The sequence below is a fragment of the Curtobacterium sp. Curtsp22 genome, from assembly GCF_059492135.1.
Genome location: NZ_CP168519.1, coordinates 416,084 through 428,681 on the forward strand (window position 1 = coordinate 416,084; position 12,598 = coordinate 428,681).

Below are 12,598 nucleotides of genomic sequence, written 5' to 3' on the forward strand. Positions count from 1 at the left end.
GCAGACTAGGCTCCGGACCATGTCCCGATCCGCGCGACCCGCCGAGGACGTCGTCCAGGAGACCGCACGATCGGCCGGGTTCGTCGCCCTGGGAGCGGGCATCGCAGCGGCCGCCGTCACCACCGCGGTGATCGGCGGGTTCGTCGCGGCGGTGGCCCGAGCGGTGGTCACCCCCGACCGCAAACGCACCGAACGCGTCCCGATCCACGCCGTCGACCCCGTGCGGCGGACGGTGACGCTCGAGCGCACCGCGGACACCGAACTGCAGGGCCGCTACAGCCTCTGGTTCGGCGGCGGGACCGGGCACATGCGCGTCGGCGAGGTCCTCGGCACCACCGACACGACCGTCACCCGCCGCATCATCGCGATCGACGCCGGCGACCCCACCGCGGCCCGCCGGGGTCGGTGGGGCGGGTGGTTCTACCTGACCCCGGGCGAGCTGGACGTCCCGGTCGAGGACATCGACGTCCCCACCCCGAACGGCCCCGCACCCGCCTGGGTGGTCCGCGCCGACGACCCGGACGCGCCGTGGGCCGTCCTCGTGCACGGTCGTGGCGTGACCCGCGCCGAGACGATCCGCGCGGTGCCGGTCTTCCGGGCGGCGGGGTACTCCGTGGTGCTGGCGAGCTGGCGCAACGACGGCGTCGCCCCGCGGAGCGTCGACGGCCGCTACGGCCTCGGCAGCACCGAGTGGGAGGACATCGACGCGGTCCTCCGCTGGCTCGCCGGGCAGGGCGCGTCGAGCGTCGTCCTGATGGGCTGGTCGATGGGCGGCGCGGTCGTGCTGCAGACCCTGCTCCGGTCGGCGTTCGCGGACCTCGTGGACGGTGTCGTGCTTGAGTCGCCCGTGGTCGACTGGCACGCGGTGCTCAAGTCGCAGAGCCAGCTGCTCCGCCTGCCGCGGCCGGTCCGGAAGGTCGCGCAGCGTCTTCTCCGCACCCCGGTCCTGCATCGGCTCACGGGCCTGCGGCAGCCGGTCGACCTGCGGCAGCTCGACATGGTCGCGCGGGCCGACGAGCTGCACGTGCCGATCCTGCTCATGCACAGCGACGACGACGGGTTCGTCCCGTCCTCTGCGTCGCACGCCCTCGCCGAGGCCCGGCCCGACATCGTGCGGCTCGAGGTGCAGACGACCGCCCGGCACACCAAGCTCTGGAACCACGACGCCGACTGGTTCGACGCCCGCATCCTCGCGTGGCTGACCGAGGTGGTCCAGCCCACCAGCGCGACCCACCAGCAGTAGACGCGACCGGCAGACGGACGGGAGGCGCGGTGCCAGCTGGCACCGCGCCTCCCGTCCGACGTCGTTGCGGGTCTACGCGACCGCGGCCTGCGCCTGCACCTGCCGCTGCACCCGGCCCAGCATCCCGACCATGCCCCGGATCCGCAGCGGGCTGACCGCCTCGCTCAGCCCGATCGTCAGCGGGTAGTCCGCCGGCACGGCGAGCACCTGCTCGGCGGTCAGGCCGGACAGCCCCTGCGCGAGGATCGACGCGAAGCCCCGCGTGGTCGGTGCCTCGCGCGGCGCCGTGGCGTGCATCCGGACGATGCCGGGCGCGTCGCCGTCCGCACCCACGGTGACCGTGATGAAGACGGGGGACTGGCACTCCTCGACGCGTTCGAGCTCGTCCTCGTGCCCCTGCAGGCGCTCGGGAAGCGCCGGGAGCTCGTTCGAGAACTCGAGGAGCAGCTGCAGGCGGTCCTGCTGGGAGAGTTCGAGGAAGTCGTCGCGGATCTCGGCGAGGGACTGGGGGAGTGCGTCGGTCATCGGTCGGTGATCGTACCCGGTTCGGTGCCGACGGCGATCGGGACGCGGACCGCGCTGCCCCACTCGGTCCACGAGCCGTCGTAGTTGCGGACGTTGTCGTACCCGAGCAGGTGCTGCAGGACGAACCAGGTGTGGCTCGACCGCTCGCCGATGCGGCAGTAGGCGATGACCTCGTCCGCGTCGCCGATGCCGGCGCCGTCGCGGTAGATCGCGTCGAGCTCCTCGCGGGTCTTGAAGGTGCCGTCCGGTGCCGCGGCGGTGGCCCACGGGATGTTCACGGCGGTGGGGACGTGGCCGGCGCGGAGGGCGCCCTCCTCCGGGTAGTCCGGCGCGGTGGTGCGGTCGCCGGCGTACTCCGGGGCGCTGCGGACGTCGATCAGCGGCTTGCCGAGGTGGGCGAGCACGTCGTCCTTGTAGGCGCGGATCTCGGTGTCGATCCGGTCGACGACGGGGTACTCGACCGGCGTGACCACGGTCTGGTCGGTGGTGAGCGCGCGGTCCTCGGCGATCCACTTCGCCCGGCCGCCGTCGAGGAGACGGACGTCCTCGTGGCCGAACAGCGAGAAGACCCAGAGGGCGTAGGCGGCCCACCAGTTGTTCTTGTCGCCGTAGATCACGACGGTGGTCTCGCGGCCGATGCCCTTGCTGCCGAGCAGTTCGGCGAAGGCCTCGCCGTCGATGTAGTCGCGGAGCACCGGGTCGTTGAGGTCGGTGTGCCAGTCGATCTTCACGGCACCGGGGACGTGGCCCGTCTCGTAGAGCAGGACGTCCTCGTCGGACTCGACGACGACCAGGTCCGGGGTGCCGGCGTCCAGGTGCTCCTGCAGCCACTCGGTGGAGACGAGCCGCTCCGGGTGGGCGTAGGCGGTGAACTTCTCGGACGTGTCGACCGGTGCGGTCATGGTGGGCTACCTCCAGGTGGTCATCCGGCACCGGACTAGGATCGGTCGTCGGTGCCTGTGGGCAACGGTACGCGGGCGTGCCGTGCTCCTGACGCAACGTGACACCCCACGACATGCTTCCCGAAGGACTGCCCCGATTGTCAGCGAACACCGCGCCTGAACACCTCGTCGACCGCGACCCGCAGGTGACCCCGCAGCAGATGGCTGCGTCGCTGGTCCCGCCGCCCCAGTTCGAGGACGCGTCGTTCGCCTCCTACCGACCCGACGCGGAGTACCCGTCGCAGGCGGCGGTCCGCGACGCGGTGGAGGCCTTCGTCGCCGCCGGTCCCGCCGACCAGCCTCGCCGGGGGCTGTTCGGTCGCCGGAAGCCCGTGGCGGAGTCGACCGTGAAGTCCGGCGTCTACCTCGACGGCGGGTTCGGCGTCGGGAAGACCCACCTGCTCGCCGCCGCCTACCACGCCGCGACCGGTCGGAAGACGTTCGGCACCTTCATCGAGTACACGGCGCTCGTCGGGGCCCTCGGGTTCCAGGGCACCGTCGACCTGCTGCGCGGGACGGCGTTGGTGTGCATCGACGAGTTCGAGCTCGACGACCCCGGTGACACGATGGTGATGACGCGCCTCATCAAGGAGCTCACCGAGACGGGCACGCGGTTCGCCGCCACCTCGAACACGCCGCCGGGTGCCCTCGGCGAGGGGCGCTTCGCGGCCCAGGACTTCCTGCGCGAGATCCAGGCGATGTCCGACCGGTTCGACACCATGCGCATCGACGGGCTCGACTTCCGCCGGCGTGCGGTCGACGAGTCGGCGGGCGTGGTGGCCGACGTCGCCGCGGCACTCCCCGGCGGACGCGTCACGCTCGACGACTTCCGGGCGGTGGTCGGGCACCTCGCGTCCGTGCACCCGTCGAAGTACGTCGCGATGGTCGAGGACCTCGACGCCGTCGGCCTCACCGACGTGCAGCCCTTCACCGACCAGACCGATGCACTCCGGTGGGTCGCGCTGGTGGACCGGCTGTACGACGCGCAGGTGCGGATCGTGGCGTCGGGCACCCCGCTCGACCAGGTGTACCCCGAGTCGATGCTCGACGGCGGGTACCGCAAGAAGTACCTGCGTGCGGCGAGCCGCGTCGTGGCGCTGACCCGCGCCGTGGACTGAGCCGCCTGCCGGCCGCGAGCGGCCGCTTCCCTGCCGTGCCGCGCCTCCAGGCCCCGTTCCGCGACGGCTGTCGGACACCGTCCGGACGGACCGGGAGAACTCGTGGCCCCCGTCCAGGGGACTGCCCGACGGACGAAACACGACGTTTACACACCGGGCCGTCGCGTTACATCCGCGAAACACTTCGTGCTCCCTCGTGAAACCTCGCCTCGCCAGACTCGGTGACACCCGACGCGGACCAAGAGCCGCTGGTGCAATCGAGAGGTGAACAGATGCTTGATCAGGGCAACACGACGTTCGTGTTGGTCATGGCGGCGCTGGTGTTGTTCATGACACCCGGCCTGGCCTTCTTCTACGGCGGTCTGGTGAAGGCCAAGTCCGTCATCAGCATGATGATGATGTCCTTCGGGGCGATCGCGCTCGTGAGCGTCCTCTGGGTCGTCTACGGCTACGCCATCGCCTTCGCGAACCACGGTGACGGCACGGCGGTGTCCGGTGTCGTCGGCTTCTTCAGCATCGACTGGAACCAGATCGGCCTCGGGCAGGCGTTCGAGGAGGCCAAGGCCTCGACGATCAACGCCGCGTACCCCTCGATGGCGTTCGTCGGCTTCCAGGCGACCTTCGCGATCATCACGGTCGCCCTCATCTCCGGTGCGATCGCCGACCGTGCCAAGTTCGGCGCGTGGATGGTCTTCGCCGGCGTCTGGGTCACGGTCGTCTACTTCCCGGTCGCCTCGTGGGTCTTCAACCTCACGTCCGGCTGGGCAGCGACCTGGGGCGTCATCGACTTCGCCGGTGGCACCGCGGTCCACATCAACGCCGGTGCCGCGGGTCTCGCGCTGGCGATCGTCCTCGGCAAGCGCGTCGGCTTCGCCAAGGGTGCGCACAAGCCGCACAACCCGCCCTTCGTGCTCCTCGGTGCCGCGATCCTGTGGTTCGGCTGGTTCGGCTTCAACGCCGGTTCCGAGGGTGCCGCGGACGGCATCGCCGCGATCGCCTGGGTCAACACCCTCGCCGCCCCGGCCGCCGCGATCCTCGGTTGGCTGCTCGTCGAGAAGCTCAAGGACGGCAAGGCCACCTCGATCGGTGCCGCGTCGGGCGCCGTCACCGGCCTCGTCGCCATCACCCCGGCGTGCGCCGCGCTCACCCCGGGCTGGGGCATCCTGCTCGGCTTCCTCGCGGGCATCATCTGCTGCTTCGCGATCGACTGGAAGTACCGCCTCGGCTTCGATGACTCGCTCGACGTCGTCGGCGTCCACCTGGTCGGCGGCATCGTCGGCACGCTGTACCTCGGCTTCTTCGCCAACGACACCGGCCTGATCTACTCGGGCTCGTTCACGCAGCTCGGCAAGCAGGCCGCCGCTGCCGGCGTGGTCGGTCTCTACTCGTTCATCCTCGCCTTCGTCATCGGCTGGATCATCGAGAAGACGATGGGCTTCCGTGTGAAGACCGAGGACGAGGTCGCCGGCATCGACACCGCGGTCCACGGCGAAGAGGGCTACGTCCTCTACGAGGAGCGCGACGAGACCCCGGTCTCCGTCCGGTAGTTCGCTGCCACACCGTCACGACGGGCCCCGCGCACACAGCAGCGCGGGGCCCGTCGTCGTGTGCGGGGTGCGGGGCGCGGGGCGGCGCGGGGCCCGGCGGGCGCGTGGCGCGCGCCGGTGGCGCGGGCTGGGTTCGCACAACGGAAGTCACCCCGAACCGCGCGATCGCGTGGTTCGGGGTGACTTTGGTTGTGCGGCGCGGCAGGCGCCCGGCCGCCCGGGCACGCGGCACGACGGCGGGCGCGCCCGGCGCCCCGCGTCCGGCAGAGTGGAGCCATGACGACGACGTCGAACACGCTGACGAACCTCCGCGAGGTCGGGGGACCAGGCCTCCAGCACGGCCGCCGGCGCACGGTGTACCGGGCGAACACCGACCCGGTCGCTCCCGCCGCGTACCCGGCGGGCCTCGCGGCCGTGGTCGACCTGCGCCGCGTGGACGAGACGGACGCGGAGCCGCACCCGCTCGCCGCCGCGCCCGCCTACCGCTCCGTGCCGCTCTTCGACCCGGCCTCGGCGATCGAGTCCGCCGCCGAGGCCGTCCAGCTCGAGGACCAGTACACCGACTGGCTCGACCGGCACCGCTCCGGCATCGCCGCGGCGCTGCGGACGATCGCCACCGCGGACGGCGACGTGCTCGTCTGCTGCGCCGCGGGCAAGGACCGGACCGGCATCGTGAGCGCGCTGCTCGCCCGGCACTGGGGTGCCGACCTCGACGCCGTCGGTGCCGACTACGCGGCCAGCGCCGCCGGGCTCGTCGAGCGGTTCGCCGCCGAGCGCGCCGCCAGCACGGACCCCGTGGCGACGGCGATCGGCCACCGCTGCGTCCCGGAGATCATGACGACGGTCATCGAGCGCGTCGAGCGGCGGTGGGGCTCGGTGGACGGGTACCTCCGCAGCATCGGGCTGCGGGACGACGAGATAGCCGCGCTCTGACCGGTGGCTGCGCGCGCGACGCGGGTCCGGCTCTGGACGTGCCGACGGACGGGAGGCGCGGTGCGGGTCGGACCCGCACCGCGCCTCCCGTCATGGGTCGCGTCAGCGCGTCACCAGGCGTAGTCCTCCGGCGAGGTCTTGTGCCCCGGGAAGATCTCGTCGAGCCGGTCGAGCGCACGCTGGTCGAGCCGGATGTCGACGGCGCGGACCGCGGACTCCCACTGCTCCATGGTGCGCGGGCCCGTGATCGGCGCCGTGACGCCGGGCTGGTGCAGGAGCCACGCCAGGGCGAGCTCGCCCGGGGTGTGCCCGAGCTCCTTCGCGAAGGACTCGTAGGCGGTGAGCTGGTTGCGGTGGCCCTCGACGTACTCGGCACTGCGGCCCGAGAGGCGACGCGAGCCGTTCTCGGTCTTCTCGATGACGCCACCGAGGAGGCCGCCCTGCAGCGGCGACCACGGGATCACGCCGAGGCCGTACTCGCGGGCGGCCGGGAGGACCTCGCGCTCGATGTCGCGGACGACGAGGTTGTAGATCGACTGCTCGCTGACGAGGCCGAGGGTGTTCCGGCGCGCGGCGGCCTCCTGGGCCTGGGAGATGTGCCACCCGGCGAAGTTCGACGAGCCGACGTAGAGCACCTTGCCCTGCTGCACGGCGACGTCGATCGCCTGCCAGATCTCGTCCCACGGGGTCGCACGGTCGACGTGGTGGAACTGGTAGAGGTCGATGTGGTCCGTCTGGAGGCGCTGCAGGCTCGCGTCGAGGGCCTGGCGGATGTTGTACGCGCTGAGCTTCCCGCCGTTCGGCCAGTCGATCATGTCGCCGTAGACCTTCGTGGCGAGGACGGTCTTCTCACGCCGCCCGCCCCCCTTGGCGAACCAGCGGCCGATGATCTCCTCGGTGGCGCCCTTGCCCACCGAGCCGCCGTAGCCGTTGGCGGTGTCGAAGAAGTTGACGCCGAGCTCGTGGGCCCGGTCCATGATGGCGTGCGAGTCGTCCTCGCTGGTCTCCGGGCCGAAGTTCATGGTCCCGAGCACGGCTCGTGAGACCGACAACCCTGTGCGGCCGAGGTGTGTGTAGTCCATGGTCCAGGTCTACGCGGTCCCGCTCCCCGCAGGCAGGCCCTGTGGGTACCCGCCTCGGAGGGTGCGCTCCATGCCGCGCCGGGCATGAGCGGGTCGGGCAGGGGAGTAGCGTGCGGTCTCGTGAACACCCCAGCACTCCGTGGCAGCCGGATCCTCGGGTTCGGCCACCACCAGCCAGCACGCATCCTGACCAACGACGAGCTCTCGACCATGGTCGACACGAACGACGAGTGGATCCGCACGAGGACCGGGATCGAGACCCGGCACATCGCCGGACCGTCGGACACCGTGACCTCCATGGCGATCGAGGCAGCGCGGAACGCCCTCGCCGACGCCGGCGTCGCGCCCTCCGACGTCGGACTGGTCATCGTCGCGTCCACCACCCACCGCGACCGAGCGCCCTACACCGCCGGTCGGGTCGCCGCGGCGCTCGGCCTGTCGCCCGCCGCGGCGCCCATCGACATCAACACCGCCTGCAGCGGCTTCGAGTACGGCGTCGCGCTGGCCGACCAGGCGATCCGGGTCGAGTCGACGGACATCGCGGTCGTCGTCGGCTCGGAGGTGCTGTCCGGCATCGTCGACTGGACCGACCGATCCACGTGCGTGCTCGTCGGGGACGGTGCCGGCGCCGCCGTGCTCGGCGTGTCCGACGACGCCCAGATCGGCCCGGTGTCGTGGGGGAGCGTGCCGCACCTCGAGGAGGCCGTGCTCGTCTCCGGCGACCCCGAGCGCTTCAGCCAGGAGGGTCGCTCCATCTACCGCTGGGCCATCACCGAGGCCGCCGACCACGCCCGGGCAGCCGTCGCGGCTGCGGGGCTCACGATGGACGACATCGAGGTGTTCGCGTTCCACCAGGCGAACCTGCGGATCATCGAGCCGCTCGTGCACGCCCTCGGCGGGGAGTCGAAGTTCGTGGTGCGGGACGTCGTCGAGTCGGGCAACACATCGGCGGCGAGCGTGCCACTCGGGCTGTCGAAGGCGTGGGCCCGAGGGGACCTCCCCGAGGGGGTGCCGGCGCTGCTGTTCGGGTTCGGCGGTGGGTTCGCGCACGCTGGGCAGGTGGTGACGACGCCGGTGCGGGGGCGCTGAGGCGGGTTTCCGCTGGGACGGACGGGAGGCGCGGTGCCAGCTGGCACCGCGCCTCCTGTCTATCTGCCGGTCGCGTCCGGCCGGCGGGTGCGACCGTCAGCCGCCGGTGCGGTCCGGGGTGTCGGCCCAGAGGTCCTCGCGGCCTTTCCGACGCCCGATCGCCCGCCGTTCCTTCGGCGCCTTGGCCTGCTTGGGTTCCTTGAGCGCCTTCGAGTCCTTGGCCGGCTTCGGTTCCTTGGCCGACTTCGGTTCCAGCACGATCGGGAACTGCGCCGGGGGCAGCCCGAACCCCGTCCGCGAGGCCTGGATCACCTTCCGCCCGAGCGCGTGGTTCCCGAGGCCACCGACCGCCGCGCCGATCCCGAACGGGAGGGCCCGACCGACGATCGTCGTGCCCTGCCGGGCGGCGAAGCGCTTGATGAACTGGTCGCGCACCTGTCCGCCGATGCCGTTCACGACCTGCTTCGGGAGGGACGACGTCACCATCTCGCCCCAGAACGCGGTGCGGACCTGTCCACCGGCGATCTGGCCCGCGAGCTGGTTGATGAGCTGGGTGCCCGGCGAGCCGAGGATCATCGCCATCACGAGCATGCGGGCGCGCTCGGGGTCGTCGAGCGCGATGCCGTGCACCTCGGTCACGGACTGCGCGAACAGGGCCGTGGTCTCGAGGAAGCCCACGGTCTCGGCGCCGCTCAACCCGAGGGCTGCCGCCATGCCGACGCCCGGGATCACCGCGCTCGCGCCGACGGCCGCGCCGCCCGTGGTCACCGCCGCGAGGTACTGTCGCTCGAGGATCTGGATGATCTCGGCCGGGGTCGAGTCGGGGTGCCGACGGCGGAGTGCCCGCACGTGGGCCACCACGACGGGGCGTTGCACGCTCAGTACCCGGTCGAGCATCTTGACCCAGCCGGCCGGCTGGGTCTGCTCGGGGGTGCGCGCGTTCGGGTCGGTGGGGGTGGAGGCCACAGGCGCTGCCGGCAAGGGCACGATCGCCTGGTCCTTCTGCTCTCGGGCCATGGGGACGACGGTACGCCGGACGCATGGGAGGCTCGTCGGATGACCCCTGCACACGCACTCGATGCAGCACGGCGCGCTGCCGGATTCCTGACGCCGGACGAGGTCGCGGCACTGGCGCCGGACGTGCTCGTCCTGGACCCGGCGTCCGTGCTGGTCGGTCGTTCGGTGGTCATCGAGCCGGGCGTCGTGGTGTACCCGGGTGCCGTCCTCGAGAGCCGGAGGACCGGGGCAGTCGTCGTCCGCGCGGGGGCGCGGTTGGGGCCGGGGCCGGTGACGGTCCTCGCCGACGGGGCGCGCGTCGAGATCGGTCGGGCGGAGATCGGGCCCGGTCCGGTCACGGTCGTCGCGGTCGGTGCGGCCTCGTCCGGTTCCGGGAGTGCCGACGTGGAGATCGGCGCGGGTGCACGGCTGTCCGGTGGCTGTCTCGTCGAGGGACCGGCGAGGATCGGTGCCGGCGCGCAGGTGATCGGGACGGTTGCGGTCCGTGACGTCGTCCTCAGCGCCGGGGCCGACCGCCACGACCCGGACCCGGACCGGCGCGGCGCGGTGGTCAAAGGCACGGGGCGGATCTACGGAGTCCGACTCGGAGCGGGCGACGTGGTCGTCGGCCGTGCCGCGGTCTCCGATGTCGAGCGCCAGCGGGCCCACCACCCGGACGCTCCGCGGTTCACCGGCACGTGATCCCCGCCCGTCGGAGCTTCGCCCGGACCCGCTCGGGATCCATCAGGTCCGCCCAGGTCAGCCGGACGACGGCGCGGACCTCGGGGAAGGAACGCACGAAGTCCTCGCGTTGCTTCTCCTGCCAGTGGGCGTCGGCGGTGGTTGAGCCGCCCAGCATCGCCGGGTCCTCGTACTTCCCCCGGCCGTCCACCTCGACCACCACGCCGGCGTCGGGGAACCAGAAGTCGACGATCGCCGTGCGTTCCCCGGGCCGTCGGAACGTGTGCTGCTGCACGGGCTGCGGGACGCCGAGCTGCCGGAACCGGGCCCGGCACACCGACTCCGCCGGCGACCCCGACAGCCCCGACCCCATACCGATCGCGACCCCCGCCTTGGTCCGCCCCTTGTGCAGCGAACCCGCCTCGCGCTCGAGGTCCGTCGCGGTCGCGAGGCCGCGGCCGAGCACGTGGTCGATGACGGGGAGCGAGTGGATCAGCGCTCGTGATGCTGCCAGGTCCACCGCCGTCCGTGCCGCATCGGTCGCGGCGATCTCGTCCGCGCGGGTGTGACCCAACGGCGGTCGGTGTTCGGAACCGTGTCTGACGAACCACGCCGTGACGCGGGTGTTCGGTGAGGTCGGATCGCACACGTGCACCTTCGGTGGCCACGGCCCCACGAACGGCAGTCCGAGCACGGCGCACGCGGACTCGTGCGAGACCAGGTCGCTCGGGCGTGCGCGGTGGATCGAGGCCCGCACGAGCACGTGGTGCCGATGCTCGGGCAGGAGATCGTCCAGCGCACCCTGCTGCACGAGCACGCCGGGCCGGATCCGGACCAGCTGCCCACGGAGGACGGCTCGTTCAAGGTGCCGCCGTTCCGCGCTCGGGAGCCCGGTCGTGCGGATGATCTCGATGTCGTCTGCTCTGCTCACCGCACCAGGGTCGCGCCCGCGTCGGTCCCCGGGCGCCCGTGCCGCCGGATCCGTGGACACCTCCGGTCATCGACCCGCCTGTGGAGGACAGAGGGTGATCCGTGCGTGTACATCGACCGACAAGACACTCGTCGATCGTCAGGCGTGATGTCGCTCCATGCACGTGCATCTCATGCGTGTGCAGGTTCCGACGAAGCACGCGTCGATCGACTCGCGCGATGTCGAACACGCGCGGAACCCGGGGCGCCGCGCCAGCGCTCAGCGCGCGGCGAGCTCCGCGCGCAGCGGCAGGTCCTGCTCCTCGAGGATGAGCTGCGCTCCGACCGACGTCCGGGCGTTCACGACGATCGGCGCGAGCAGGTTCACCGTGGTCCCGCCGTCGGCGCCGCCCGGGTTCGCGACGACGAGCAGCATCGCGTCCTCGGGCGCGGTCAGCCCGAGCCCGGCCGCCTGCTCGTTCGTGAGCTCCGGCGCGTACGACGGCAGGTGCACCGCGGCGTCGAGCACGAACAAGCGCGAGGAACCCCCGACGAGGGTGAACAGGCCTTCGGCGCCGTCCACGGGCGTCAGCGTGAAGACGGGGGCGGGCGCCAGGCCGAACGGCGGGACGGCGAAGGTCAGGTCGATGCTCATCGGAGGTAGTCCATCAGGGTCGGCTGCAGGACCTTCGCGGTGACGGCGAGGGCTGCCTGGTAGTTGGTCTGCTGCACCTGCAGGTCGAGGACGGCCTTCGCGAGGTCCTTGTCCTCGATGCCGGCGCGCCGGTTCTCGAGCGAGACGGTCGCGCTCTTCAGGGAGTCCTGCGCGGAGAGGGCCGCGGCGTGCCGGACGCCCACGTCGGCCTGGATGCCGCGCACGGTGCTGATCGCGGCGTCGACGTCGTTGATGCGGGGGTTCACGTTCACGCCGTTCTGCAGGTCGCCGACGATCGAGTCGATCATGGCGAAGACGGACGAGTTCCCCGAGCCGAACACCGCGGTGCCGGCGGTGTCGACCCGCACGGTGGTGCCGTCGCCGATGCGTCGGGTGACGTCGGTTCCGGAGGACGCCCACCCGGTCGCCGGGTCGTACGCGGTGGCGGCGGTGGACGATCCGGCGAACACGGATCGCGTGCCGTAGGTCGTGTTCGCCCGGGACTCGAGCTCGGACTTGAGGGACTGGAACTGCGTGATGAACGCATCGCGGTCGGTGTCGCTCATGGTGCCGCTGTTCGCCGCCTGCACGGTGAGGTCGCGCACGTTGTTGAGCACGGAGTACACGCTCGACAGGGCGCTGTCGGTCGTGGCGAGCCAGCCGGCCGCGTCGTTCGCGTTGCGCGTGTACTGCGCGGCGGCCGCCTGCTCCTTGCGCACCTGCATCGACGAGGCGGTCCCGACGGGGTCGTCGGACGGCCGCTGGATGTTCTTCAGCGTCGTCGCCTGGTCGGTGAGCTGCGCGAGCTTCGCGGCGCCGGCCTGCAGCCTGGCGCTCGCGGCCGTCATCGACATCTGGGTGGTCACACGGGTGATCACG

13 protein-coding genes are annotated in these 12,598 nt (G+C 71.9%); 6 read left to right on the forward strand and 7 right to left on the reverse strand.

From position 1 onward, the window contains the following. Nucleotides 1-19 precede the first annotated feature (19 nt). A complete protein-coding gene (locus tag ACEN8D_RS01955; RefSeq protein WP_261647202.1) occupies nucleotides 20-1,243 on the forward strand; it encodes a lysophospholipase in 1,224 nt (407 codons plus the stop codon). 72 nt (nucleotides 1,244-1,315) lie between these two features. Here ACEN8D_RS01955 and ACEN8D_RS01960 read toward each other — a convergent pair whose 3' ends face one another. Together ACEN8D_RS01960 and ACEN8D_RS01965 are read right to left on the reverse strand one after the other, a co-directional pair. Next, nucleotides 1,316-1,768: a SufE family protein gene (locus tag ACEN8D_RS01960; RefSeq protein ID WP_071295259.1), complete on the reverse strand. Its 453-nt coding sequence runs from the start codon at nucleotides 1,766-1,768 to the stop codon at nucleotides 1,316-1,318. Beyond that, a complete protein-coding gene (locus tag ACEN8D_RS01965) occupies nucleotides 1,765-2,670 on the reverse strand; it encodes a sulfurtransferase (RefSeq protein ID WP_092387410.1) in 906 nt (301 codons plus the stop codon). Before ACEN8D_RS01965 ends, ACEN8D_RS01960 begins: the two co-directional genes overlap by 4 nt. 113 nt (nucleotides 2,671-2,783) lie before the next feature. On the opposite strand from ACEN8D_RS01965, the gene zapE reads away from it, so the two are divergent. The 3 genes from zapE (at nucleotide 2,784) to ACEN8D_RS01980 (ending at nucleotide 6,307) form a co-directional block, all read left to right on the forward strand. Continuing rightward, complete coding sequence (gene zapE, locus ACEN8D_RS01970; RefSeq protein ID WP_374475428.1) at nucleotides 2,784-3,827, forward strand: cell division protein ZapE; 1,044 nt, start codon at nucleotides 2,784-2,786, stop codon at nucleotides 3,825-3,827. Between the two features lie 272 nt (nucleotides 3,828-4,099). Further along, the gene (locus ACEN8D_RS01975; protein WP_070418818.1) at nucleotides 4,100-5,374 is read left to right on the forward strand and encodes an ammonium transporter; all 1,275 of its coding nucleotides are present in this window, start codon (nucleotides 4,100-4,102) and stop codon (nucleotides 5,372-5,374) included. A gap of 276 nt (nucleotides 5,375-5,650) precedes the next feature. After that, a complete protein-coding gene (locus ACEN8D_RS01980; protein WP_495601129.1) occupies nucleotides 5,651-6,307 on the forward strand; it encodes a tyrosine-protein phosphatase in 657 nt (218 codons plus the stop codon). Between the two features lie 110 nt (nucleotides 6,308-6,417). Here ACEN8D_RS01980 and ACEN8D_RS01985 read toward each other — a convergent pair whose 3' ends face one another. Beyond that, a complete protein-coding gene (locus ACEN8D_RS01985; protein ID WP_413400017.1) occupies nucleotides 6,418-7,389 on the reverse strand; it encodes an aldo/keto reductase in 972 nt (323 codons plus the stop codon). Between the two features lie 120 nt (nucleotides 7,390-7,509). On the opposite strand from ACEN8D_RS01985, the gene ACEN8D_RS01990 reads away from it, so the two are divergent. Continuing rightward, on the forward strand, nucleotides 7,510-8,478 hold the full coding sequence (locus ACEN8D_RS01990) for a beta-ketoacyl-ACP synthase 3 (RefSeq protein ID WP_309887345.1): 969 nt from the start codon (nucleotides 7,510-7,512) through the stop codon (nucleotides 8,476-8,478). A gap of 96 nt (nucleotides 8,479-8,574) precedes the next feature. Here the strand turns inward: ACEN8D_RS01990 and ACEN8D_RS01995 are convergent, their stop codons facing one another. Further along, on the reverse strand, nucleotides 8,575-9,495 hold the full coding sequence (locus ACEN8D_RS01995) for a hypothetical protein (RefSeq protein ID WP_413398826.1): 921 nt from the start codon (nucleotides 9,493-9,495) through the stop codon (nucleotides 8,575-8,577). Nucleotides 9,496-9,534: 39 nt separating this feature from the next. Here ACEN8D_RS01995 and ACEN8D_RS02000 point away from each other — a divergent pair, with 39 nt between their 5' ends. Beyond that, on the forward strand, nucleotides 9,535-10,176 hold the full coding sequence (locus ACEN8D_RS02000) for a hypothetical protein (protein WP_413398827.1): 642 nt from the start codon (nucleotides 9,535-9,537) through the stop codon (nucleotides 10,174-10,176). Here the strand turns inward: ACEN8D_RS02000 and ACEN8D_RS02005 are convergent. From ACEN8D_RS02005 to flgL, 3 genes are all read right to left on the reverse strand, one after another. Further along, entirely contained in the window at nucleotides 10,163-11,086 is a 924-nt protein-coding gene (locus ACEN8D_RS02005; protein ID WP_413398829.1) for a hypothetical protein, read from the reverse strand. The two genes, ACEN8D_RS02000 and ACEN8D_RS02005, sit on opposite strands and share 14 nt — an antisense overlap. Nucleotides 11,087-11,344: 258 nt before the next feature. Further along, nucleotides 11,345-11,719, reverse strand: a complete 375-nt coding sequence (gene fliW / locus ACEN8D_RS02010) for a flagellar assembly protein FliW (protein ID WP_413461524.1) — start codon at nucleotides 11,717-11,719, stop codon at nucleotides 11,345-11,347. Next, nucleotides 11,716-12,597, reverse strand: a complete 882-nt coding sequence (gene flgL, locus ACEN8D_RS02015; protein WP_070418825.1) for a flagellar hook-associated protein FlgL — start codon at nucleotides 12,595-12,597, stop codon at nucleotides 11,716-11,718. Before flgL ends, fliW begins: the two co-directional genes overlap by 4 nt. Nucleotide 12,598: the final 1 nt, after the last annotated feature.

Excerpts from the sequence above, each read along its gene's own strand:
- ACEN8D_RS01955 (WP_261647202.1), top strand. The coding sequence starts at position 20 with ATGTCCCGATCCGCGCGACCCGCCGAGGACGTCGTCCAGGAGACCGCA.
- ACEN8D_RS01960 (WP_071295259.1), bottom strand. The coding sequence starts at position 1,768 with ATGACCGACGCACTCCCCCAGTCCCTCGCCGAGATCCGCGACGACTTC.
- ACEN8D_RS01965 (WP_092387410.1), bottom strand. The coding sequence starts at position 2,670 with ATGACCGCACCGGTCGACACGTCCGAGAAGTTCACCGCCTACGCCCAC.
- zapE (WP_374475428.1), top strand. The coding sequence starts at position 2,784 with ATGCTTCCCGAAGGACTGCCCCGATTGTCAGCGAACACCGCGCCTGAA.
- ACEN8D_RS01975 (WP_070418818.1), top strand. The coding sequence starts at position 4,100 with ATGCTTGATCAGGGCAACACGACGTTCGTGTTGGTCATGGCGGCGCTG.
- ACEN8D_RS01980 (WP_495601129.1), top strand. The coding sequence starts at position 5,651 with ATGACGACGACGTCGAACACGCTGACGAACCTCCGCGAGGTCGGGGGA.
- ACEN8D_RS01985 (WP_413400017.1), bottom strand. The coding sequence starts at position 7,389 with ATGGACTACACACACCTCGGCCGCACAGGGTTGTCGGTCTCACGAGCC.
- ACEN8D_RS01995 (WP_413398826.1), bottom strand. The coding sequence starts at position 9,495 with ATGGCCCGAGAGCAGAAGGACCAGGCGATCGTGCCCTTGCCGGCAGCG.
- ACEN8D_RS02000 (WP_413398827.1), top strand. The coding sequence starts at position 9,535 with ATGACCCCTGCACACGCACTCGATGCAGCACGGCGCGCTGCCGGATTC.
- fliW (WP_413461524.1), bottom strand. The coding sequence starts at position 11,719 with ATGAGCATCGACCTGACCTTCGCCGTCCCGCCGTTCGGCCTGGCGCCC.